Origin of the sequence: Psychrobacter sp. AOP7-B1-24 (assembly GCF_052376215.1) — a bacterium.
In the GTDB taxonomy this organism is placed as follows: domain Bacteria; phylum Pseudomonadota; class Gammaproteobacteria; order Pseudomonadales; family Moraxellaceae; genus Psychrobacter.
On sequence record NZ_JBQSVL010000008.1, the window covers coordinates 1 to 25982 of the forward strand.

The window sequence follows — 25982 nt, forward strand, 5'->3', positions numbered from 1 at the left end:
TCTTAAGCCCTTTTTTATTTTAACTGATACAGATAAACGATGGTAAATACTAAACAGAATTAACGTAAGTTTAATTCGGGAACCGTTTGACCACGTTTGGTATAAAACTCGATGACAAACTCATCAAACTTGTCTTGTTCAATCGCATCTCTAATACTTTGCATCAAACGTTGGTAATAGCGTAAATTATGAATAGTAGCTAGTTGAGCACCTAGCATCTCTTTGCATTTATTAAGGTGATACAGATAAGCACGGCTAAAGTTTTGACAGGTGTAGCAATCGCATTCAGGGTCTAATGGGCCTTCATCGTTGCGATACTGGCTATTGCGGATACGTACCACACCAGCATTGTCTGTGTCGCCTGTGACGAAGTAATGACCGTTACGCGCGTTACGAGTTGGCATGACACAGTCAAACATGTCGACACCGCGGCGAACGGCTTCTACGATGTCTTCAGGCTTACCAACACCCATCAAATAGCGTGGCTTGTCAGCGGGCATAGCATCTGGGATATAATCTAAGACATTCATCATCTCGTCTTTTGGCTCACCAACAGACAAGCCACCAATAGCATAACCATCAAAACCAATATTGAGCAGACCTTCTAACGACTTTTGGCGTAAATCAGCATACATACTGCCTTGGATGATACCAAACAGAGCATTGGTGCTGCCTAAGCGTTTGTGTTCATCCACACAGCGTTGTCCCCAACGTAATGACAGCTCTAATGATTTTTGCGCTTCGTCATGAGTCGCTGGGTATGGCGTGCACTCATCAAACTGCATGACGATGTCTGAGTTCAAGCTATATTGAATCTGCATAGATTTTTCTGGTGATAGAAAAATCTTCGCACCATCGATGGGAGATTTAAAGTTAACCCCTTCTTCAGTAATTTTACGCATGGCACCAAGGCTAAATACTTGAAAGCCACCTGAATCAGTGAGGATAGGCTTGTCCCAATGCATGAATTTATGTAGGCCACCGAATTTGTCGATAACCTCGGTACCAGGACGTAGCCATAGATGGAACGTATTGCCTAATACAATATCAGCACCGATGGCTTCGATATCACGTGGCAACATGCCTTTGACCGTGCCATAAGTACCGACTGGCATAAAGGCAGGCGTCTGTACGTCGCCATGATTGAGATGAACTGTACCACGGCGTGCACGTGTTTCGCCGCTGGCCGTTTTGTGTAAGACAAATTGCATATGATAATCGCTATTTAAGCTATGAAAATGGCGCTAATTATAACATTGTTGGTGGATTTTTTGGACATGGATATTTATGTGTCATTGATATATCTGTTGTTTCAGCCCTATAAGTTCAACAAGTTTCATACTTGATATGATGAGGGTATAACCAAAAGACACAGACAGTATTATGGGGTAGTTGGTAAAGTATATAAAAAACAATGATATAAAAAATATCATTAGACTCGGTGTTTTGGACATTGGAGAACTAATATGACTAAAAAAGCTTACCTACTATTAAGTGGTTTATTATTAACATCAGGAGCAGCTATGGCTACCGAAGAGCCGGACTATACCGTATTAATGCAAGAGGATGACTTTGAATTACGTCGTTACGATGAGCAGCTTGTGGCCCAGACTTGGGTGACAGGTGACCAAAGTGCGGCTAGTCGCGAAGGATTTAAGACGTTAGCTGACTACATCTTTGGCAATAATACAGCGCCAAGTGGTGAGAGTAGCAAGATTAGTATGACAGCACCGGTCACGATGCAGTCACAAGCGAATAGTAATGATAATGCGTCACAAAAAATTGCAATGACGGCACCAGTGAGTATGCAACAGACTGATGGTAAATGGCGCGTACAGTTCACTATGCCAAGCCAATACACCATGCAAACGTTACCTAAGCCTAATAATCCAAATGTTGAGATTATTGAAGTGCCTGCACAGACTTATGGTGTCATTAAATTCTCTTGGCTCGCAGGAGAAGACAAGGTTGCAGAAAAAACTGAAGAGTTACGGACATGGATGCAAGGTCAAGACTTAGTGATAACAGGTGAGCCTGAGTTGGCACGTTATAATCCGCCATGGACACTACCATTTATGCGCCGTAATGAAGTGATGATTGCTTATCAGCTAAAATAGCAGCCACCAAAATAAGCGTCAGTTTTTATGAATATGTTATTTATCGGCTTTGACTATTCTCAGGTTCATGAACGTTAAGCCCATAAAAAAAGACAGCGTTTGCTGTCTTTTTTTGCTTGATGTTTAAGAATGTTGTTTGGATATTGAGCTTAAGTGTTTTGCTCACGGATGATATTCAGCATACGACGTAATGGCTCAGCAGCACCCCATAATAATTGGTCACCCACGGTAAACGCACCTAGATATTCAGGACCCATATTCAGCTTACGCAAGCGACCTAGCGCTACAGTCAATGTACCAGTGACGGCGACTGGCGTTAAACGGTCTATGGTGGCTTCTTTATCGTCTTCAACCAAGTCCAACCACTCGTTACCGCTGTTTTTTAGAGCTGCTTCAATCTCTTCTAACGGAATGTCTTTTTTGAGCTTAATCGTTAGCCCTTGTGCATGACAGCGCATCGCCCCAACTCGGACACACATACCATCGATGGCAATCTTGTCGGCTTCAGAATTACCAAGGATTTTATTGGTTTCAACACCGCCTTTCCATTCTTCTTTTGACTGCTTGTTCTCTAGTTGAACATCAATATATGGGATTAAGCTACCAGCTAATGGCACACCAAAGTACTGGGTAGGGAAGTCCTCTGAGCGTTGAGTTTGCGCGATTTTTTTATCAATTTCAAGAATCGCGCTAGCAGGATCAGCCAGCTCATCTTTGACCGCATCATGCAATACGCCCATACCACTAATAAGCTCGCGCATGTTGTTTGCACCAGAGCCACTAGCGGCTTGGTAAGTCATGGCGCTGACCCATTCAACCCATCCCTTATTAAACAACTCACCGATAGCCATTAGCATCAGTGACACCGTACAGTTACCACCGATAAAGTCTTTTTTACCACTGGCTAAGGCGCTATCAATGACAGTGCGATTGACCGGATCAAGAATGATGATACTGTCATCTTTCATTCGCAACGTACTGGCTGCATCAATCCAGTAGCCATTCCAACCGCTATCACGTAATGGTTGATGGACTTGTGATGTATAGTCACCACCTTGGCAGGTAATAACCACATCACAAGCCGCTAAGGCAGTAATATCATGAGCATCTTTTAATTGGCTGGTTTCAATACCGTCAAAACTTGGCGCATCACCGCCCGCATTGCTGGTCGAAAAAAACACGGGCGTAATACCGTTGAAGTCATTTTCTTGTTGCATACGTTGTATCAATACTGAGCCAACCATACCACGCCAGCCCACCAAGCCTACTGTTAAATTACTCATGAAGTCCAATCCTATTGACAATTATTTGTTGCATAGCTAACCAGTAACAATGCCGTGAATAGCTATAAAAAGCAAGGCGTTTTAGCTATTTTTAGCCATTTTTTATACACTATTAACTATGCCTATTATAACTTTAATTTATTAGTATATATTTGATAGCCATAAATGATTTAATGTATTCATTAGGGCGTGTTGAACATTCAAATATTAGGGCTGCTGATCGCTAAAATTGCACTAAACTAGGCGCAAGCCGCCGATAATATCGAGATCTTAGCTAGGCTTGCAACAACGTTTGGGGTGATTTTAGCATCAGCCCTTTGGGGCAGTACTCTTTTTTGCCAATATATGGCGAAATTGTTTAACCTAGAATGACTAGGTATCAAAAATTTCACTGCATATTGTCTAAAAAATAGTCACTGCCAGCACCACATTTGAATGTTCAACACGCCCTAATAAAACGGTCTAAATCAGGTATGACAGATGGCCAATGGGCTTCATAACACAGTGCGTTGCTAAGTCAGTATCAATACTATGCCAGTATTAATACTACGTTTTTATCAATACGATGCCAATATCAGTATTGCAGAATACAATATAGGTGTTGTTAGATATGGTAAAAGTCCAAATGTTTTATGGCAGTTATTGCACAGCCAAGGCTCAGTATTAAGCTATAATCTAATGAAAAGTTAAACATAGCTATCTTCAGTCACCATTCCACTAGACGGTTAATACATATTATGGATCTCTCACTATTATATTACAGCGTACAGTGGCTAGCTGGGTTTATCGCCTTGGTGACGATATGGGGCTGGATTCCCCTTGATAATTGGTGGGTGCGCTGTGTTGAGTTTCCACGCATTCAGATAATGGTGCTTGGTGTCATTGCTTGGATGGGTATGTTGGTCTTTTGGTCCGAGTGGCAGCTAGGTCAGTGGCTATTATTTATGGTATTAAGTATGGCCTTAGCATTTCAGCTGCGAATGATATTACCCTATACCAGATTATGGAAAAAGGAAGTCCAACAAGCAAAAGAGACGCCAGTAGGAGAGGCGCATCAGTTAAAAATCATGATTTCAAATGTTTTGACACCTAACGATCAAACACAAAAACTGGTTAATTTGGTACAGCGAAAAGAACCAGATGTTTTGGTCATACTAGAAAGTGATGAAAAGTGGGAAACAGCCTTACATCAAATAGAGCCTGATTACCCTTATACGGTAAAAGTTCCATTGGATAATTTGTATGGTATGCATCTATATTCTAAGCTCGAACTGATTGATCCTGTCGTCAAATATCTGATGATTGATGACATACCTTCTGTTCATTCACAGCTGCGCCTGCAAAATGGTCGCGTGATTTGGTTGTATTGCTTGCATCCTATGCCGCCAAGCCCGACTGAAGCGGACAAATCAACCACTCGTGATGCAGAGCTCTTAATGGTTGGCAAGCACATCAAAGAAAATAATCAAACGGCGATATTGGCAGGGGATCTCAATGATGTAGCATGGTCAAAGACGACGCGTCGTTTTCAACGTATCTCGGGGCTACTTGACCCACGTATTGGTCGACATTTTATCAACACCTTCCATGCTGACTATCCCTTTTTACGTTGGGCATTAGATCACATTTTTCATAGTGCTTGCTTTACCGTCGTAGATATTCAGCGACTACCTTCTATTGGCTCAGATCATTTTCCTGTGATGACAACACTACAGTACGAACCAGAAAAAACCAGTCAACAAGCGCAAAATACACCGACTGCCGAAGCAGAAGATATTAAAGAAACAGAAAGTAAGATAGAAGAAGGGAAAAAAGAAGGAGAAAAAGTTTCAAAGGAGCATGCAGAAAAGCAGCCAAATTTAGGCTAATAGGCTGTCAGAATTTTGAGTCATAATGTTTTCAGAGCTTCTTTAAAAACGTAAGCATATGCTTACGTTAATTAAGGTCTTTAACCTCTAGCCGTAACAAGTCAACTGTCTTACAATACAGCCATCAACACAAGGATATGTAAGGATACAGTGTTGAGAAAGTATCAATAAAAAGAGCAGGTTACCTGTTATTTTGCAAGATGCTTTTTATGACTTAGGATGAGTCAACATGGAAGAGATAATAACAACAACATGAAGCGTTAAAGCCTCGAACCAATCGCCCTAGGTTCGGGGCTTTTCTTTGTGAGGGCGTTACCATAGCTTATGATTGTTGTCGTACATAAATAAAAAAAAGGGTATCTGTATAAACAGGTACCCTTTTTTAAAAAGTTATTCATGCTGTTTACATATAAACAGACTATCCAAGTATTTGGATATAAGCATCAGCACGTAATTCTTGTAACCAGTCTTCTTGGGCTTGTGGCGCTAAGCGTTGGTAAAGAGCTTGGCGTGCCATATTGCGACGATACTGCTCACTGACATCTTGCTGACGTTTTTCATCTATTTCTAAGATGTGCCAGCCAAACTGGGTCTTAAAAGGAGCAGAGTAGTCACCAACTGCTGTGTTCTTCATGACAGCTTCAAATGGCGCAACCATGTCTTTCTCACTGACCCAATCAAGATCACCACCACGACCAGCTGAGCCTGGATCGTCTGAGTAAGTCGATGCTAAAGAAGCAAAGTCAGCACCATTGCGTAATTGTTCGTATAAATCATTAATTTTTTGTTCAGCAAGTGCATCAGTTTGGAGTTCGTCAACTTTAACCAAGATGTGACGAGTCTTCCACTGAGGAATTAGCATGGTATCACTGACTTTTTTGTCAGCCAGCTTAATAATGTCGATACCTTCAGGAGTGACTAACGGCTCACTGACATCGCCAATATCTAGTTGAGTGATTTGACTAGATAGCTCTGTGGGTAGTGATGCCGCTTTGTGAAAGCCCATATCGCCACCTTGTAAAGGAATGGGATAGCTTCCTTGGCTAGCGGCAACGGCTTCGGTAACATTGACATTCGGTGTGAGTAGACGAGCGCGTAATGTTTCTGCCACTTTTAACGCTTCTGCGCGCTGTGCTTCTGATAGACGGCTATAGTCGTCCATATAAGGAACCCGTACATGAATGGTTTGATATTCACTTTGGTTCAAGCGCTTGGCTTCCGGTGAAGCTAAAAACGCATCAATATCCTGTTCGCTAATGCGTACACGTTCACTGATTTGGCGTTGTTGTAAAGCTTGAATGGCGGCATCTTCGATTAGTTGAGCACGCAGAGCAGCATAGCTACCAGGTCTCGCTGCATCTAAGCGTTGTTGTAATTCCGAGATGCTATTGAGCCCTTCTGACTGTGCGATTTGGCTAAGGCGCTGATTGATAGTTGTTTCGTCAGGATTTAGACCGACGCGCTTGACCATAGATAGCTGTAACTCGCGCAAAATGAGCGCATTCAATACGTCAGACTGTAGCTTCGCTGAGTTGGTGATTGGCTCGCCAGCAGCTGTAGCACGTGATTGAGCTTGTGTAATAGCGGCAATCAAATCACTTTTTAAAATGGCACTTTCATTGACTAATGCAATGATACCGTCTGTGCTATTGGCTGGTGTCAAACGATCTACGGCGCTTTGTTCCGCAGTAGCTGTGGTATTAGCTGTTTCAGGCTCTACTGTTGCAGCTTGGGTGTTAAGACTAAGCAGAAGACCTACGCTCGTACCCATAGAAAAAAATACAGCACGGCTGGTTTGACGTACAGAAAAAAATCTCATGATGCTCCTCATCAATGTCATCGCATCGGATGGTAGTTGGTCAACCATATTCAGCTTATGTTAATAAGCATATACTGAATAATCTTGTCCAAAATAATATCACGTAACTATGTTGTTGTTACGTGAACAATGGGTTAGGCCGACTTTGTTTGGTCACTTATTTTTAATTTTTTTGGCTAAAGCACTAAGGTGTGTCGTTAATTAGCACATTTATAATGTTAATATTTGCGGCGAGTCATTGCTTGTTTGGCTGCAATTTTCTTTATTGCAAGCCTTGCAATCTAAATGACGACACGCGCTAGTTTTTCCATGCAGATTGAACAGTATCAAAACCAAGTATTTTCTCAGAAAGCAAGCTGGTTAAGCTGCTATTACCACTGCCAAGACCACTAAGTCTGATCTCTGCCATAACTGCTTGTGTAGGCTCGTCGGTAACATCTAAGTCATTATAGTAACGACGACCATAAACAGCAAAGCCAAAACAGCAATCTTCATAATCAATACCAACAAGGGTATCAAGCATTCTGCTATTACGGTAATCATATTGACCTTGTGTCAATACGCGCCATTTATTATTGATAGGAAATATGGCAGATGCAGTAACGGCTGATAATGGCTGCTGATTGGTATTGCCATCACGTTGGCGTTTTACGAAACCGGCACTAAATAGGCTGTTTTCAGTTGGCTGATAGCGTAGCTCGGTTGTGATAAAGTTTAAATCATAACTGTTAGTTAATGCACCATTTACATCGACCCAAACATTATTGTAGGGCTGAACACTAGCATCCCAAACCATGCCTGATGATGATGTCGTAAAAATAGGCTCGTCGTCGACCAGTGTGACACGACCATCGTCGATGTAAAACTGCTCTGCAATACTACCATCAAAACGTGTCACACCCGTTGCATCGATGTAACGATAGTTAACACCAGGCGTCACTGCATGCAAATCTTGCAAGCGATCATGCCCTAAAAACCAACTGTCTGAAAATAACTGCTGATAACTGATTGAAGCAATACTGGTATTAAAGTTGGGAATGTCGTTTTGGTCTTCGTATGGTGCATAGGTGTATTTCAATCGTGGGCTGAGAAGCTGATAGCCACCCATCGTATCGTCAAACGCTCCAAATGGTGAGCCAGCTTGGTAAAAAGTTAATCCTGCATCAATACTGGCTTGTGGCACAAATACCGATTGACTGCCATCCTCTGCACTTAAAGAGTTGTCTTCTAGGCTGTCTTCATCGTATGCAGTGTACAGATGTTGTAGGCTAAGCTCAGGCTTAATATAGCCCCAAGAAGATTCAATCGGATACGTGGCGCTAATTTTATTATAAAGTCGTGTACCGCTTTTTTCGGTCTCAGAACCGTCACTGATAGATTTTTTAAAGTAAGCAGAGTCACTAACGCCGGTAATTTCAAAGTTATTATTGGTCGGTAGACGGTAATTTAGTGTCAGTTGTGGTAGGCGAGAGTACGGTCTGTCTTTGTCTTCTAATTCATCACCATCACTGTCGAAAGCATCAAGTGTTTGAAAGGTTTCAGCTTTTAGCTCACCAGTGACATAATCATTATAATAATTGAGCCGTGCACGTCTTGGAAGGTTGACTGTGCTATCGGACAAACCAAGTGTATCAAAATCATCTAAATAATCAGAATCTGATACGTAGTTATACGTCAGGTCACCGCTCAGACGCGGAATACTCTTAGATTCCCACAGATGCTCATAAACCACGCTGCTGCGGTCTTCATCGTTATATTCATTATCGTTAGGCAGGTATGCTGCATTTATAGTACCTCCGCCATAATTTTCGGTCAAATAGCGAAACTCACCTGATACCATTGGATTTCGATCAGTATAAATATGAGTATTGAGCGTAGCATCATAATTGGGTGCTAAGTTCAAATAATAAGGGACTTCAACTTCAAGACCACTATCACTGTCAAAGCTAGCACTTGGTACCAAAAAGCCACTGCTGCGACGGCTGTCTATGGGAAAGTTAAAATAAGGCAGATAAAAGACTGGTACGTCAGCGACACGGAAGGTTGTATCATAGGCTTTGCCGCGACCTGTTTCGGTATCTAAATCAATGCTTTTGGCATCAAACTGCCATTTGCGATTCATAGGTGGGCAGGTGCTGAACATAACCTCGTCTAATTCGTATTGACTGTCATTGGGTCTGTTTAAACGTTTTGCATAGCCGTGTGCTTGCATATCAACACTAGCAAAAGCAACGTTGTCAGCGGTTGATTGGCCCGTTTCGGTGTTGTAATTTAAACTGTCTGCTACACCAATAATGCCACCTTGTGATACTTTTTCACCGAAATTGGCTTGAGTATTATTCAAGGGGTTGTTTGATGCAGTATTGGCTACTCTCCTTTGTCCAGTCGCTTGGTCAGTAAACATGACATTACCTTGCGCTGCCGCCACACTATTCTTTAAATCTAGCGATATTTTTTCGGCTTCTATTTGTTGGGTGCCTTGATTAATAATAACATTGCCTGATAGTTCGGCATAATCAGCATTGTCATAATAACCATAGTCAGACTCAGTAAACAGCGGAGCTTGATTGTTTGTGAGACCGTTAGCGGCACCAGATTCTCTTACGGCACGCTGATAGTTAGGGTTGTTTTTTGGGTAAACCCACTGGCCTTCACAGCGTTGCGCGCTATCAACCGTGTGGGAGAGTAGCTGTAAGTTTTGACCTACTTTTGGAATCGTTCTTGGCGTCGGTGTCAGTATGAGTTGAGGGTCATCTGTTTCGACGTTTTTCGTATCATCAGTATCGCTAGATATTGGTACTTCAGTATCAGGTGTCAGCTCATAAAACTCCGCCAAGCGCATTAGGCTATCTTGAATACTCTCATCACTCATATCAATCGTATTAGTCTCAGAGGTGGTTTCAGATGCGCTTGTTTCATTGACCGGTGTAGCAGGAGTACTTTGGTTGCTATCCAAGGGATCTTGATTCAAAGAGCTACTTTCTACAGCATCACTATTAGCAATAGGGTTAGCTAAAGTGGTGTGCTCGCTAGCAGGTGGAGTGGTAGTACTTGCTTGTTGATACTCATTGCTTTGAGAGGCGGTTTCTTGATTATCATTTTTATAACGAATGTTATTATAATCAGGATTTTGGTTGATACTGCTGTTGGCGTTAGGCGCTGCTTTAGTGATATAACGTGTACTACTATCAATGAGGGTTGGTGCAGTAGTTTGTGTGTCAGCATCACTAAGTGCAGCATTAACGGCTAGGCTAGATAAGCCTAACGCACCAAATAATATCACACGAATGCTTTGGTAAAGCGGAGAATATAACAAGGGCACACCTATGATTGCAGAGCCTATTGGATTGCGATACTGATTTTAGCAGCCGCATTATTGAATGATATATCGTCGTTAATAACCGACCAAAAAATTATTCATGGATAATGTAATCTCAAAACATTGGATGTTTTACATATTATGACGACTAATCATAGTCAAAAAAAACCAAATCAGCTACACTATTTACCAAAATTCATCATATAGCCCAGCTGTTTTTTAAATGATAGCCATTATCATGGCTCAAGATTTCACTATTTTAACAAGGTTTTGCCTGACTTATCACTACTTTAATTGTTTACGATTTATATTCAACCTGCGATGTCCATTATGACTGATAAAATTATTTTAGAGCCGAATCTGACTGAAGCCAATACCAATAGTCGCCTACAGCAATTAACGAGATGGCTACAGCAGGTGTTTGTAGGTCAAGCGTTTAACTTAGAAAGCCTACCTGGCGATGCCAGTGCGCGTCAATATCACCGTATTCAATTACTAAAAGACAATAACAAGGAAGTATCGCGTTATATTGTCATGGATTCTGCTGATGAACAAGATGCCATGCGTCAGTTTATTAACGTGACTAAGTTGATGACGCCAGCTATTAATGTGCCAGAGATTATCGCACAAGATATGACAAAAGGCTTTTTAGTGTTACAAGATTTTGGTGCGGTGGAGTTTGCGCATTTACTTACTGAGGCGACTCCTACACAAGTTGATGAGTATTATCAATTGGCAATGCAGACATTGGTCGCACTACAAATGATATCTATTGAGACGGCCAAATCTCAGCACCAGCTGCCGGATTATGATACGGTGTTATTAGATCGTGAAATGAATCTATTTAGCGAATGGTTCGTACCTTACATTGGGGTAGAGCTGAGTCAGACATTATGGAATGATGTAAAATCAGTATTGATAAAAGAGATTTTGCAGCAGCCACAAGTCATCGTTCATCGTGATTATCACAGCCGTAATCTCATGCAAGATCAAGCCGATGATGCACGTTTGGGTGTGATTGATTTTCAAGATTCGGTCATTGGCTCTTATACTTATGACTTGGTGTCGTTGGTACGCGATGCCTATGTCGACTGGCCAGAGAGTCAGATATCTGGCTGGATTGGTGACTTTTGGCAGTTGCAACAACAAGCAGGGTTAGCAACGGCCCCTAGCGCACAACAGTTTGAAAATGATGTCAATGTGATGGGCGTACAGCGTCATCTAAAAGTATTAGGGATTTTTATCCGCTTGTCTGAACGTGACGGTAAAGACCGTTATTTAGCAGATATTCCTAAAGTTATGCGTGATTTGATGTTCGAGCTAGAGTGGCTGAGTAAGCATGGCAGTGAGGATTTGCAACAGGCACTTGTGCCATTTAATAACTGGTTGATAGAGGCTGTGCTGCCAGCATATCAGCAAAAATTTGCACAGCAGTATATTTAACAATATTTATCCTATTTGCATTTCAAGAGCTTTAAACTCAAAAATTACAAGGAAGGCGCATGTCGACGTCTAGAATTACACAAGCAATGATTTTGGCCGCTGGTAAGGGTACGCGTTTGCGCCCGTTAACGCTTGAGACGCCCAAGCCATTAGTGGAAGTCGCGGGCCAGCCACTGATTGTTTGGCATATCAAAGCATTACAAGCGGCAGGTATTACTGACATTACTATCAATGCTTCATGGCTAGCTGATAAGCTAATGTCGACATTGGGCGATGGTGCGCAGTATGGTGTCAAGCTGCATTGGTCAGTTGAAGATGATGAACCTCTCGAGACAGCTGGTGGTATTTTTCAGGCGTTGCAAACAGCAAAACTACGAGATGAGCCGTTTATTTTAGTCAATTCTGATGTTTGGACGACGTATGATTTTACTCAGTTGCAAGACTATACACTAGGCGCGGATCAATGTGCACACTTACTACTGATTGACAATCCAGCACATAACAGCGGCGGAGATTTTGCTATTAATAACGGACTTGCCAGTGAACAGGCAGTGGGCGATGCAGGTAAATATACTTTTGCAGGTATCAGTGTGATGTCACCCAGATTAGTGGATGGATTGGTATCAGGTCAGCCTGCGGCGTTAGCACCACTACTTAAGCAAGCAATGCTCAAGTTTCAAATTACTGCTGACATCATTGCCGATAAATGGGTGGATGTCGGTACACCAGAGCGCTTGACGCAGGTCAATGAGTTTATTGAAAGTCATGGTGCTACTGGTCATTTAGGTGCATAAACTAAGGGGGATCATCACCTTTGAGATGAGGGTAAACCCAAACAGTTTTCTATAGAGATAAAAAAAAGAGAGACACAAAAAAGCAGCGTCGATAATCAACGCTGCTTTTTTGTGTCATATTGCAAGGTTTATTAGACACCCATTGCGAGTTTGATTAATTGTGCAATGGTAAATACAACCAAAAATCCAGCTATATATAAACCAATAAACCATGCCCATTGTGATTTTTTCTTACTGAGATTTTTCATGTTCATCTCCTTCTTACCTGTTAATACGCTTTTGAAAAGCAGTATAGCTACCACTTATAACGGCAGTAGCTAGTGACCGTTTTATCAATTTACATATTCACTAGTACATATGCTCATGATCTGTTTTGCCCTTAAAAGTATAGTAGGCAAAAGCGGTATAACTCAAAATAATTGGCAGCATGATAGTTGCACCAACTAACATAAACGAGAGAGAAGTATCCGCTGCGGCCGCCTCATAAATCGTCATTTGATAAGGTACAATATAAGGGAATATCGCAGAACACACGCCGATATAACCCATCAAGAATAATGCAACCGTTAATAAGAACGGACGATATTCACGCTCTGTATTTAAGTCTTTACGCATGATAAAGAATAGCAGCACGACTATAATAGGCATAGGAATCAAGGACAGCAGTCCTGGGAGGTGGAACCATCCGTCGAGTGCATCGATATCTGAAAAATACATAAAAGTGGTAACGACAATCATCGCGATAATCAACGCAGTCAACATCCAGCCAGAAACTTTACGCGCCCAAGTCTGTAGCGAGTGTTCCGTTTTAATGATGAGCCATGTAGAGCCTAACAAAGTATAGCCTATGATCATCGCAAAACCGCAGACAATAGAGAAAGGTGTCAACCAATCAAAAGGTCCTCCAGAGTACAGACGATTATCTGCCTGCAATCCCTGAACCAGTGCGCCAAGCATAATTCCCTGAGAGAAGCTGGCGATAACTGACCCTATAAAAAAAGAGTTGTCCCAAACATGACGACGCGCCGAAGACTTGAAACGAAATTCAAATGCTATACCGCGAAGAATAAGACCAAATAACATCGCCGTTACAGGTAAATAGAGGCCCGTCATAATGATGCCATAAGCGACTGGGAAAGCAGCGAATAAGCCACCACCACCCAATACCAACCATGTCTCATTACCATCCCAAAATGGCGCGATAGAGTTCATAATGCGGCTTCGGTTTTTATCGGAACCTGCGAAAGGGAATAAAATACCACAACCTAAGTCGAAACCGTCTAATAAGACATAGATAAAGACAGCAAGCGCGATGAGTCCGCCCCAAATCAAAGGTAAGTCTAATACATCACCGTAGTTAAACATTAGCGTAACCCTCCTTCATCGATGTCATCTGCTGGTTTATCCAAATCCTCTACAGCCTTTTCACTAGCATGCGTGTCGCCGGTCAACGTACGGCCTTGACCTTCTGTGATAGTGTGCTGATAAAAGTTGTCTTCAGCAGGATCTTCATAAGGTTTCGGTCCTTGAGCAATCAGGCGTAAGATATAGAAACTACCTGCACCAAAGACTAAGGTATATAAGACGATAAAGCCAATCAAAGTTGTAGCGACTTGCTGTGCAGCAAGAGGTGACATACTTTCGGCGGTGCGAATCACACCATATACCGTCCATGGCTGACGACCAGTTTCTGTGACAAACCAACCAGCCAGCAAGGCAACAAAACCAAGTGGGGTCATCATCATCCACGCCCTGTGGAACCAGACGCTGTCAGAGTCGTACTGTTGTTTTTTGAAGTACTTGTATAGGCTGAATAAGCCGACAAGTACCATTAACATACCAATAGCTACCATGACACGGAATGCCCAAAACACGACAATAACTGGCGGTTGGTCTTCAGGTTCCCAGTTTTTGAGACCTTTAACTTCACCATCTAACGAATGGGTGAGAATTAGACCAGAAACATAAGGAATTTTGACTTCATATTTATTGGTTTGGTTCTCTTGGTCTGGTATCGCAAATAGACGTAGAGCGGCACCGCGTTCATCTTCCCAGATACCTTCCATCGCAGCAACTTTGGCTGGTTGATGCTCTAAAGTATTTAGACCATGTTCATCACCAATCAATACCTGTGCTGGCGCGACAAAGATAGCCATAATCATTGCCATACCTAGCATGACACGACCATGTTTACGATGTTCGGTATGTTTTTTGGATTGCAGATAATAAGCACCAATACCACCAACAACAAATGCAGTCGTTAAGAAGGCGGCCGTTACCATATGTGCAAGACGATACGGGAATGAAGGATTGAAAATAATTTCAAGCCAGTTGGTTGGGTATAGCAAACCATCTGCCCCCATCATAAAACCTTGTGGCGTTTGCATAAAACTGTTGGCCGACAAGATCCAAGTGGCTGATATTAATGTGCCAACGGCGACAATTGCAGTGGCAGCAAAATGCATGCGTTTACTGACACGTCCCCAACCGAACAGCATAATCCCTAAGAAAGAAGCTTCTAAGAAAAATGCAGTCAACACTTCATAGGCGAGTAATGGCCCTAAGACGTTACCAGCTCTATCAGCAAATACAGCCCAGTTAGTACCGAATTGATAAGACATTACTACGCCTGATACAACACCCAAACCGAATACAACAGCAAATATTTTAACCCAGTGCTTATAAGTTTCGGCAAATACCGGATTGCCAGTTTTCAACCAACGAAATTCAAGCACCGTCAAAAAGCTGGCAAGTCCAATTGAAAATGCAGGAAATACAATATGAAATGAAACAACAAAAGCGAATTGGATACGCGCAAGTAACAGCGCGTCCATTTGATCAACCATAAATGCAGCGAACATAAGCGCTTACCTTTATTTGTGAGCTAAGTAGCGAAAGCTTCCATGATACGCCCAAGTAACTGCCCGCAATATATTGAAAGAGTATCGCGACCAATAGTCAGATTTTTTTAGCTGTGAATGTTAGCGAGTTAAAGAATTCTAACTACTCAATTATTAGAATTATTCAACTGAGTAAATAATTTATATCCATACAAATTAAGAAGTAATAGTTCGTTCAATTGCTGTTGCATTATTATACGCTTGCATGTTTATGGTCACAAGTAATGCCATGTAGCTTATACTTACTATTAAATGTAAATTGGTAAGAATAAGTTAACAATTTATGATACTTGAATATGTTTTGTAATAAGATATAAAAAGGTAGGTTGTGTTGTGCTCAATGCTACTGTTTGAGCTGTCGATGCAGTATACGCCTTAATGTCAGAATAGTTTGAGGACTTTCTTGAATACTATGACCACCATTAATGACAGTCTCAGAGGCGGCGCCATCGAGGTGGGCGCTGGTGTAAGGTACGATACCATCAGATAAGCGCTCTGTCAGTGCTTGGCTAATGTTTTCATCAATGGTAACAGCGGCAACAAGTGGCGTAGTTGTACTTTTGGACCTCGTGGAGATGTTGTTTGCACCAACAGTCTGATCATTTGTTTTTGTCGCTTGAGACAGATCAATTCTAGCCCCATCTGGTTGCATTTGTGCCAGCCCTCTAGTGATGTCGGCATCATTATTGGCAATGATGGAGTGGTACGTAATGCGGTTATTGATATTGATGTCCTTGGTTAATTGTATAAAGGAAGACTTATCGCTGAGCTGGCTAGCGCCATTTTGTAAATATAGAGCGCCTAACGGGTTTTCGGCTAAATCGCCTTGCGTGGTAATCATAGCCAAGTTTTCAGTGACTGTTTTTACCAAACCAACTGGCAAGTAAACAATGCGGCGTAAGGCACGCGTGAACCAACGATCGGCATAGTCAGTACCACGAAATGGTGCTGATAAAAATACCGCGGTATCGACCTGAGGCAGAGCCTGTAGTTTGAAGCGCTCTTTTAATTGTTCATCACCGAATGATGTTTTGAGTGCATCGAGGATTTTGCTTCTTTCATTATTGGACAGTGAGTCTTCATCTTCTATTTTATCAAGATCATCGATCAAGTTTTCATCAGATAGCATCATGCGGCCGATAACGGCGCCCATGCTATGACTGATAATGACGCTGTTTTTACTGGCACGATTGATGCCTTTAGGGTCGGTCTGTTGGTAAGTGTTTTCAATTAAACGTTGGATCTGATAGCGGTTTTCTAAAATAGGCAGATTGGTGGGATAAAATATCTGCCAAACTTGATAGTTATCACGTAACTTATCATCATTGAGAATATCATTGGTCAGGTTTACCCAAGTAGCAGGGCTAGAAGCCAAGCCATGAAGCATAATTAGTACACGTTTATTGGGATCATAAGGCTCTAGCATAAACAACTTGGGTAGTCTTTCTTTTGGTTGGCTAGTAATTAAGTTTAAATAGCCGACACCATCTAGTTGGTTTTCTGACAGCCATAAGCCGTAGCCAGCCGAGAAGTTGGCAGCCAGCGGGTAGCTACTATTAAGGATGTTGACACTGTCACTTTGATACGGGTTATATAGATGGATATCAAGCTTACGACTGCTTAGTACATCTAGCACACTATTGCCACTGGGTTTGATCAAACCCGTTAATAACAAGTGTCCAGTAGGATAAATTCTAGAGCTTGGCTTGCTATCTTCTATAGCAACGTCGGTTTCATCAGTTTTCTGGTCTGATAGTGATGACTCCAATAACTGGCGAATCGTGGTGGTATAGCGGTCATCTAATGACGCGACCAAACTGATGCCTAAGCCTGGACGCTTACTGATTGAGTTAAGTCCCGAAAGGCGTAATTCGTAGGTCGATACCAAATCTGCTAGAGCAGAAGTTTGCTTATGCGCATTTTGTAGATAGCTGTTTTCATTGGGCAAATAAATACCAAGATCATAGTCGTCGATTTGTATCTCCATGACTTTGATTTGGTCAGTAGCCTTGCCTGTTAGAGGCGCACGGTTAGCTATCGCGGCTTGGGTACTATTATCACGCTCAGTGGAGGCTATTGGTAAATGTACTATTTTTGGATGACCCATTAGTTTGTCTGAGCCATCAGATGATTTATACAGTTGAGTGATGACGTCGTTGCTAGCGGCGTTGTAGATATCTTGGGTTTGAATGTCGGTATCATTTGGAATACGGCTTTGTGTACTGGTTTGGCTTTGGTCTTGATCGGCACCGTCAAAGTCATGTATCAAACTGTCATAGAATAAATAGGTATAGCTGTACTTAACGGCATCAAATAACCGTTCTTGATAGTTAGTTAAGCATCGACTGGTATTTTCTTGTTGGGTTTTGGCTTCTTTTTCACTTAGAGGTGCATTGGCATAATAAGGGTTAAGAGGTGGGCGGGCAAGGGCATTGCGGCAATCTTGAGAATCAGCAAGCTGGCGCGCTTTGGCATAGTGTAGTTCAGAAAAAGTGGCCAGTGCAGGACGGTAGTGTTGATTTAGAATGCTATCAGCAAGCTGAGTCAGACATAAGTCAAACTGCTGTATACACGCTTGTTCATTGAGTCCCGCTGATAGTAGTGCCGATGCAGTATCACTGCTGAGCTTATTATCAGTGACGATATTGCCACGTTGAGCACTAATGGTTTTTGCGGAGGCTTGCTTATTTACTGACACTGTATTACAGGCAGGCAATAGCGCCATGATTGTTATCAATGCCACTGAAGTGATGGATGTGTTTTTTTTATTAGCGTACGTTACCATATTTTTGATAGGGCTAACGAAAGTCATATTTCAGTCCAGTGAGTCATAAAAGTAAGGGTGATCAAGTCGATAATTAATAAGAAAGAGTGTGGCTAAAAAAGAGTGTAGCGCAACTTTTACGATGAAACTGTTTTATTTCAAGTTGCGCAAGTTTGTATCTGCTTGTAGTAAAGCTGCCACCTGTTGTGAGGACAGGTGTAATAAACATAACTCATTATCTTATTAACAGACACAAAAAAGCGTCTTCATTTTATATTGACATAATATCGATATAAAACGAAGACGCTTTATGAGCATATTTTTAGTATTAGCACTGATAATGCTCTTTTCTGTATCGAAAATTTTTGCAATACACCTTAATTAATAAAACACACTCTAAATAAGTTTAAGCACCTGGTTTTACGTTGATGTCAGGAGCTGCTATATCCCAAATATAGAATTTACCTTCTTCAGCAAGTTTGATTTGCTGAGGGATAATGGCGTTGTTAGGGTTTTCGCTTGCTAAGCGACGCAGGCGATCTAACGCGTTATCACGGCGATCACTCAATAAATCTGACTGTGCTAAGCTTTGCTCGGCTTCGGTATATCCTAAAGATACGGCTTTATCTAAATATTTTTTACCTTCTTTAAAACCACCACCTTCTGACAGCATCATCCCGTATAAAAAGTTGGCTTCACCGCTATCTGGTTGCAGCTTGATGGCGCGGTCCACATACTTACCACCACGTATCGTATAGTCTGAGCCCAAGTCTAAGTTACGTCCCATACCGTTAAGCTTAGCAGCACGTAGCAGTACGTCATAAGAGGCATTAGGCGACTGAGCATAAGGTTCAATCCACTCTGCCAATACTTTTATTTTTTCACGCGTATAGTAACGCTGTGAGCGATTGGGGAAGTTTGGTGGATAGTGTCGTGCATTGGGTGATACATCTTCGATGAAATCATCTAGCAAGCTTACGTCTAGTTGGTCACCATTCGAGCCACTTTGTTGTGGAATTAATATTGTCGGTACAAAACTGATATCTGACACTTGTACTTTTGGTGTTGGAATATTAGCAAACTGGTTGGTACTTAGGTCAATACCATTAGCAGTCATGGGGCCTGGTTCATAGACACGAGTAGTTCCGGCGAAATTAGACTGTGTAGTAGCAGGTCTAACGGTCTGTGGCTGCGCAGAACTCATGGGGAAAAGGTTTGGCTGCGATGCGGTTGACTCTGTGTTAGATGAAGTAGTAGCCGCTTTAGGCTGAGCAAGACGAATGACACGTTTGCTCGAATCTACGGCACTAGGCGCTGATGTGGCTGCAGCATCTGCTTCGGCAGCATTAACAGGCGTTGATAGTAACATGGCGCATGCTGTGGCTAGTGCAGTCAAGGTTGCCAGCTTAGTAGACACACTACTAGGGAGAGTCGATTGGTTTGTGGCTTTCATAAAGATGGTTACCTTAGTTATTTAGTCGTTATTTAGCAATAGATGGGTCATTGAGTAATGTCTTTGCTGCAAAATCGTACAAATTTTTCATACCGTAGCAAATTAAACTTAACGCTATCAATAGTAGGATTGTTAATGGTCGAAATTATAAAAAATAAATCGCGGTATTGTTATGATATTGAAGGCTACTTTTAGTTCAATGGGTAGTGTTTACCATGACAAGTTTTCATGACTTCGTCTGCTACTACAAATGATAAGCAGTGGCTTTCATACGATTGGCCATCCAACGCATGGTATGACGTACAGGTGGTGATAATGCGGCACCGCCACTCTGTAATGCAAGCTCACGATGGTGCAGTTCTTCGATATCCATTTGTGCCAGTATTTCTTTTGAGCGTTGGTCGTGTTTTGGTAGCTGTTGAATATGCTCTTGTAAATGTTCGCTGACTTGTGCTTCTGTTTCTGCAACGAAGCCCAAGCTAAATTCATTAGAGATAGCACCTGCAAATGCGCCAAGACCGAAAGACATACCGTACCATAGTGGCGTAAAGACACTGGCGTGGCTACCTAGCTCATCCAAACGAGTTTCACACCAAACCAGATGATCTACTTCTTCTTCAGCAGATTGCTGCATGGCTTGTCTGACGCCGTCATCTTTGGCAGCAAATGCCTGTCCGTGATATAACCCTTGCGCGCATACCTCACCAGTATGATTGATACGCATCAGTCCTGCGACATGTCTTGCTTCAGTGATGGTTAGCTCAGGAATATCGTCATTACTGACTGGTAACGGACGGGTACTGGGGTTTGAATGTGGTACGATAGCTCGTAATGCCTTATCGACTCCGATTAATAGCTGGTCGATTTTGGATAAGGGACGCAGGGTCATAATTCACTCCTGATGGCTTTGGATACAGTCAAAAAAGCATTTGTTTTTTTGTCAGTCTGTTTTTCTTGGTTTAAGATAGTAATAACTTGATGCGCATTACTATAGCAAACAATCTAAATTATCAGCATGAATATTATCGATTCGATAACATATTAGTCGTTAGGGTACGGCCGATCGTCTTTCAAATCGTAGGAATACGATTGGCCATGCCAAACTTGTTTATTTTATCATGCGTAGTGCTTGTATTTGTTACTTATGGAGCTACTTCATCATGTGTTTGAATCACTGCTGTTTTGATATGCCTATTAAGTTTTATGTACAAAAAAGCACCAAAGACAATATTAAGTAAACCTGTCACCAAAAATAGCTGTGGTAGGTTCAGCCCTAGTGTATTTAACATAACAATACAAAAAATCGCCGAGCTGACCATAAATATCGCGTTAAAGATATTATTGGCACCAATGATACGGGCACGGTGACTCTTAGGAGAATAAGCCTGCATAGAGGCATATAAAGGCACGATATATAACCCACCACTAAATCCCAACAAGAACAAATCAGCAAAGACCCGCCAACTACCCTTTACTCCAAACAAGTCACTGATCCCAAACAGCACATCATTATTTACATTGATATTTAGTCCTGATAGCGACAAATACAAATCGATCGCAAAAATACTCAAGCCAGCAATGCCAAAAGGTAGTAGACGCAGGCTTACTTGGTTTTTGGTCAGTGATTTACATAATAGTGAACCAATCGATACGCCGACAGAAAATAGTGTGAGTAGGAAAATCACGACTGACTCATCGCCATGCAAGATGATTTTGCTAAACTCTGGTGTTTGAGTCAAAAACGTTGCGCCATAGAACCAAAACCAGCTGTTGCCAAGAATCACAAAGAATAAAAAAGGCAGCGAATATAAGTAGCGTACTGTGGTCAGGCTGGTGATAAAGATATTCCAGTTGATTTTTAGGTTAGGCTGCATCGCTGGCATGGACGGGATATAGCGCGCCGCTAAATACCCCAAAACTGCGACCATCAGCACTGTTGTACTAATCCAATAGAGTGATTGTGACAGCTGCGTGAGAAGACCTGCGACAATCATCCCGATTAGAATTGCTAATGAGGTACCCATTTGAAACAAGCCGTTGGCACCAACCAACTCGTCTTTTTTCATTGCCTGTGGCAAGTAGGCATATTTAATTGGTCCAAAAAAGGTAGAATGTGTACCCATCAAAAACAACGCCACAAATAACAGTGAATACCATTCAAATACGAAGCCGACGGTAGCGATAGCCATAATAATCAGCTCAAGGATTTTGATGAACTGAGTCAGCTTTGACTTTTCAAACTTATCCGCAATCTGTCCTGCCAGTGCTGAAAATAAAAAGTAGGGTAAGATAAATAACATCGCAGCTAAGTTGTTTAAAACACTAACTTTCATACCCAATTGACTCGCAGCGGTATAAGTGAGAATCAGTATGAGTGCTTGCTTAAAAATATTGTCATTAAATGCGCCCAAAAATTGAGTGAAAAACATAGCGCTAAAACGACGATGCTTAAATAACTGAAACTGATTTGCCATGAAAATTCCTACAGGTGGGTCGCGGCTGATGGGTAGAATAGAGAAGTTGAGTGCGGTTTTTCAATACAGAATAATTATAAAAGATGCTAAAAACTATATCAAAATATAGCATAGGTTTTATCAATGTTAGGCCGTATAATAGCAAGGCTTGGATAAAAATACATGCAGTTGCTGCTATGATTTCAGAATTATCTACGTTATGATTTGTGAATTTTATATGGTTATATATACGGTGTTAGAGCTGATGAAGCCATGCTATTACTACCGTCTATACATACGTTGATATGAGGACGGCATATCATCCGAAAGTTTGCACTATGGACTATAGGCTGTCATTATCAAAAGCTAGGTAGTAAAACATAATTTAAGCGCACTGTTAATAAGTTTATTCACCGGTAAGGTTTAATGATAGCGATCGTTAATCACAGTGTACCGCGTGAGCTGATAGGAAATAAAAATGACATACCAGCCTTCAACTCTAGCGCGTACTGCATCGATTAATAACTGTGCTGCTAATAACAACACATCACATGATATCGGGGTTCAATGTATTGAATCCCACTCTCGTCTCACAATGACTGCTTCTCGCTGCAATGCCCCACGCATTAATTTTACACGCTCAGCACTTTTTTCTGCTTTAGCGACCAGTTTGGTTGGTTTTGGTGTTGCTCCTACAGCATTAGCTGATTCCGCCAACAGTACAACCATGATTGTTCAGCCTGATAGCCAAATAGCGACGAATCAAGAGACTGCCGTTTTAGATGATTTATCGACCAATCCTTCTAATCGTGTCAATGAGGACTTGTTGCAACAAGCAACGGCGATACAGGAGCAGGGTTATCAGATGATGACACCTGAACAGATTGATCGTGAGTTGGCTGCGCTCGATATACAGAATACCCAAGATATTGACATTGTAAGTAATACCAATGTTAGTAATAATGATAGCGATTTTACGGCACCAATTTCGACGCTGGATGACACGACATCACCTATTGGTCTAGATGTGGATCTGGATGCCACCAGTCTGCCAGAACCTAATAACCTTGATACATTGGGTAAAAACGAGACAATTGCTGAATCAACCACCGAATCAACCGATGAAACGACTGAAGCGGTAACGAGTTCGATAAATATCAGCGAATCTACCAACGACGCTGTCAGTGATGAAAGTGTGGAGGCAGAGGGCAATAGCAATAACGAGATGGTAGCCAGTGCCAGCGATCTAACCAATGAAGATAAGCCAGCATCAAACATTATCGATCCAAATGACTATTTGCCAGATTATCAAACGGATACTCAGGTAGACAATGACAGTATAGAACAAACTAGTAGTCCTAGGCCGCGGGAGCGAAACAAAGGCAGTATCGTCAAACGTCTTTATAATCGTTTTTTTAATGACGGTGCCATCACTTTACCTAATGTTGAAACGACTATTTATCTACAAGAAATTGCATCTGAAGACTCGGATAATAGTGAACCAGTAGAAACTAAGGCGGATGATGATATCCAGCCCATGAAAAATATCAAGGCAGCACTTGACGACACTACAGTCCAATCTGTTATTGATTTCACTGCCGCTGCACCAGGCTTACGTCAAACGGCATTAGATGCTGCAAAAGCAGTGGGTTATTATGACGTTACTTTGAGTTTACGTCAGCCTAGTCAAGATACTTTGGATGTTGTGATTGAAAAGCTAGGTGAGCCTGTGCGTGTTGATAGCCGTATTGTTGAGGTTCGTGGAGAAGGTAGTGAGCAAGAAGAATTTATTGCTTTGGAACAGGAGTTACCACCACAAGAAAATGATATCTTTAATCATCGTGTTTATAAAGAAAGTAAAGCTGCACTTGAGTCGATAAGCAACACGTATGGTTATTTTGACCAGTATTGGCTAAACAAATCTGTTGATATCATCCTGCCAGACAACACCGCAGACGTTTCTCTAGTTTATGACACAGGCGATCGCTACGAGTTTGATGAAGTTGTGTTTTTTACCTATGATAGAGAAACCAATACGTTGACTCAAGACCCTGATAAACTGCCTGTCGAGCTGTCACTATTGCAGCAATTACTCGACTTTAAACCCGGTGAGCCATTTTATGCGCCTGATGTGACTAAATTTACCAATGACTTATCATCGACTCGTTATTTCAACACGGTCAATGTTGAGTCAATATTACCGCCAACGGATAGTAGTGAAGCCAGTACTTTGGCTTTTGATAATGATGCAGTTGATAGTAATGATGACGTTGTTATTGACGACAGTCTTTCGGATGTGACTGACAATAATGGTAGTGATGATTTAGTGGTATCTAATGAGAGCGATATTGATGAAGGTGTTAGTACTGAGAGCGACAGTGTAAATAATGAAGACACGGTGACTGATGATAGCAGTAATGTCGTCGATGCAGCTGATATGGCCGCTATTGAGTTTGAGGCTGATGAGGCCACGCTTGATAAATTGCAAGCCATTGAACAAAAAGCAGACCGTTTAAGCAGTTTGCCGAATGATCGGGTATTAGATGAAAAACCTCAAGAGGCAGACAACTTGTTAGGTAAAATCAGCGATTCAATCAGTAATGTTGCGCAAAAAATATTGCCTGATGAAGTAGGCGCTATTGCTGATGAAAACTTTGTCCCACCAACGTTGGCAGGACGTAAGACACCCGAAGATGTTGCTATGAGTAAAAAAGTACCATTATATGTTTTTGTTGGGTCTAACCAACCTCGTGATGCTCAAGTTGGTCTCGGTTATGGAACAGATACAGGTGTGCGCGCAACTGGTAAAATAGACTATAACCTTATTAATCGTCAAGGCTATCAAGCTGGTGCGGAAACAGAAGTGTCGAGTATTACCAAAAATGTAGGTGTCTATGTCAGTCGACCTTGGAAACATCCGCTCAATGATAAGTTGGATGCAACACTCACCTATGAAGAGGAGGTGATCGATCAAGGTGAGGGTAATTTTGACCTATCTACCAGAACATTAAAAACAGGATTGGCACGTAATATTCGTCGTGATAGCGGTTGGAATCGCAGTTATTCTATGCGTTACCGTTTAGATGAGTTAGAAACTGGTGTCGATGATACCGAGTTGGAAGATCTGCCTATACGTTTTACCTCCTCTAATCCAACTCAACAAGCGCTGTTGTTTGGTTATGGTGTTAGTAAAACTGATGTGGATAATAATACCAACCCAACTCAGGGCATACGTCAGTCTTACTCTATCGAAGCAGGCAGTGAGTCAGTTGCTAGTGACACCAATATGGCAATCGCTCGTGCGAGTGTCAGCGGTATCTATAGCTTCGGTGACGATGACAAACATCAGGTATTGGGCAGTTTAAATACGGGTTATATTTGGGCAGATGATTTTTACGAAGTGCCTTATAAATTACGTTTCTTTGCAGGTGGTGATCAGAGTATTCGTGGTTATGATTATGAAAGCTTATCACCATTAGAAAACGGCTATCTAACGGGTGGACAAGTCCTCGCAGTCGGTAGTGCTGAGTATAACTATGAGTTTAAACCAGGCATTCGTGGGGCGTTTTTCACTGATGTGGGTAATGCTTATGACGAAAATTTTGACACTGAGACAAAGGTTGGCGTTGGTGTTGGTATTCGCTGGGCATCACCTGTGGGCGTGGTACGAGTCGATGTCGCGGCTGGCGTGACAGAGGAGAGTATTCCAATCAGGCTACATTTCTTTATTGGCTCACCTTTATAGTCATTTGATTGATTTTATGTGTTG

At 41.8% G+C, this 25982-nt stretch carries 16 protein-coding genes; 5 read left to right on the forward strand and 11 right to left on the reverse strand.

Annotated features, from left to right (window positions below; genetic code table 11):
- Nucleotides 1–59: 59 nt before the first annotated feature.
- Complete coding sequence (gene tgt, locus ACT3QP_RS02980; protein ID WP_192519359.1) at nucleotides 60–1211, reverse strand: tRNA guanosine(34) transglycosylase Tgt; 1152 nt, start codon at nucleotides 1209–1211, stop codon at nucleotides 60–62.
- A 255-nt stretch (nucleotides 1212–1466) separates the two neighbouring features.
- Between tgt and ACT3QP_RS02985 the strand changes: the two genes are divergently transcribed.
- On the forward strand, nucleotides 1467–2117 hold the full coding sequence (locus ACT3QP_RS02985; RefSeq protein WP_444524431.1) for an SOUL family heme-binding protein: 651 nt from the start codon (nucleotides 1467–1469) through the stop codon (nucleotides 2115–2117).
- Between the two features lie 149 nt (nucleotides 2118–2266).
- On the opposite strand, the gene asd is transcribed toward ACT3QP_RS02985, so the two are convergent.
- Nucleotides 2267–3400, reverse strand: a complete 1134-nt coding sequence (gene asd, locus ACT3QP_RS02990) for an aspartate-semialdehyde dehydrogenase (RefSeq protein ID WP_444524432.1) — start codon at nucleotides 3398–3400, stop codon at nucleotides 2267–2269.
- A 737-nt stretch (nucleotides 3401–4137) separates the two neighbouring features.
- On the opposite strand from asd, the gene ACT3QP_RS02995 reads away from it, so the two are divergent.
- Entirely contained in the window at nucleotides 4138–5268 is a 1131-nt protein-coding gene (locus ACT3QP_RS02995; RefSeq protein ID WP_444524433.1) for an endonuclease/exonuclease/phosphatase family protein, read from the forward strand.
- Nucleotides 5269–5686: 418 nt separating this feature from the next.
- Here ACT3QP_RS02995 and ACT3QP_RS03000 read toward each other — a convergent pair whose 3' ends face one another.
- Both ACT3QP_RS03000 and lptD read right to left on the reverse strand, forming a co-directional pair.
- Nucleotides 5687–7087: a peptidylprolyl isomerase gene (locus tag ACT3QP_RS03000; RefSeq protein ID WP_192991900.1), complete on the reverse strand. Its 1401-nt coding sequence runs from the start codon at nucleotides 7085–7087 to the stop codon at nucleotides 5687–5689.
- Nucleotides 7088–7385: 298 nt separating this feature from the next.
- Nucleotides 7386–10403 carry an LPS-assembly protein LptD gene (gene lptD, locus ACT3QP_RS03005; protein ID WP_192520141.1) on the reverse strand — a complete coding sequence of 1006 codons (3018 nt, stop codon included), beginning with the start codon at nucleotides 10401–10403 and terminating at the stop codon, nucleotides 7386–7388.
- A gap of 333 nt (nucleotides 10404–10736) precedes the next feature.
- On the opposite strand from lptD, the gene ACT3QP_RS03010 reads away from it, so the two are divergent.
- A complete protein-coding gene (locus tag ACT3QP_RS03010; protein WP_226945066.1) occupies nucleotides 10737–11849 on the forward strand; it encodes an aminoglycoside phosphotransferase family protein in 1113 nt (370 codons plus the stop codon).
- A 59-nt stretch (nucleotides 11850–11908) separates the two neighbouring features.
- Nucleotides 11909–12643, forward strand: a complete 735-nt coding sequence (gene murU / locus ACT3QP_RS03015) for an N-acetylmuramate alpha-1-phosphate uridylyltransferase MurU (RefSeq protein ID WP_192520143.1) — start codon at nucleotides 11909–11911, stop codon at nucleotides 12641–12643.
- 131 nt (nucleotides 12644–12774) lie between these two features.
- On the opposite strand, the gene ACT3QP_RS03020 is transcribed toward murU, so the two are convergent.
- The 7 genes from ACT3QP_RS03020 to ACT3QP_RS03050 form a co-directional block, all read right to left on the reverse strand.
- A complete protein-coding gene (locus ACT3QP_RS03020) occupies nucleotides 12775–12891 on the reverse strand; it encodes a DUF2474 domain-containing protein (RefSeq protein WP_413038451.1) in 117 nt (38 codons plus the stop codon).
- A 100-nt stretch (nucleotides 12892–12991) separates the two neighbouring features.
- Complete coding sequence (gene cydB, locus ACT3QP_RS03025; protein WP_192991898.1) at nucleotides 12992–14008, reverse strand: cytochrome d ubiquinol oxidase subunit II; 1017 nt, start codon at nucleotides 14006–14008, stop codon at nucleotides 12992–12994.
- The gene (locus ACT3QP_RS03030) at nucleotides 14008–15504 is read right to left on the reverse strand and encodes a cytochrome ubiquinol oxidase subunit I (RefSeq protein WP_192519310.1); all 1497 of its coding nucleotides are present in this window, start codon (nucleotides 15502–15504) and stop codon (nucleotides 14008–14010) included. The genes cydB and ACT3QP_RS03030 overlap by 1 nt, the downstream gene beginning before the upstream one ends.
- 382 nt (nucleotides 15505–15886) lie before the next feature.
- Entirely contained in the window at nucleotides 15887–18355 is a 2469-nt protein-coding gene (locus tag ACT3QP_RS03035; RefSeq protein WP_444524434.1) for an esterase/lipase family protein, read from the reverse strand.
- Nucleotides 18356–18713: 358 nt separating this feature from the next.
- Nucleotides 18714–19760, reverse strand: coding sequence for a tetratricopeptide repeat protein (locus tag ACT3QP_RS03040; RefSeq protein WP_444524435.1), 1047 nt, complete (start codon nucleotides 19758–19760; stop codon nucleotides 18714–18716).
- A 244-nt stretch (nucleotides 19761–20004) separates the two neighbouring features.
- A complete protein-coding gene (gene coq7 / locus ACT3QP_RS03045) occupies nucleotides 20005–20643 on the reverse strand; it encodes a 2-polyprenyl-3-methyl-6-methoxy-1,4-benzoquinone monooxygenase (RefSeq protein ID WP_225739166.1) in 639 nt (212 codons plus the stop codon).
- Between the two features lie 259 nt (nucleotides 20644–20902).
- The gene (locus tag ACT3QP_RS03050; protein WP_444524436.1) at nucleotides 20903–22234 is read right to left on the reverse strand and encodes an MFS transporter; all 1332 of its coding nucleotides are present in this window, start codon (nucleotides 22232–22234) and stop codon (nucleotides 20903–20905) included.
- A 457-nt stretch (nucleotides 22235–22691) separates the two neighbouring features.
- Here ACT3QP_RS03050 and ACT3QP_RS03055 point away from each other — a divergent pair, with 457 nt between their 5' ends.
- Entirely contained in the window at nucleotides 22692–25958 is a 3267-nt protein-coding gene (locus ACT3QP_RS03055; protein ID WP_444524437.1) for an autotransporter assembly complex protein TamA, read from the forward strand.
- The last annotated feature ends 24 nt before the right edge of the window (nucleotides 25959–25982 follow it).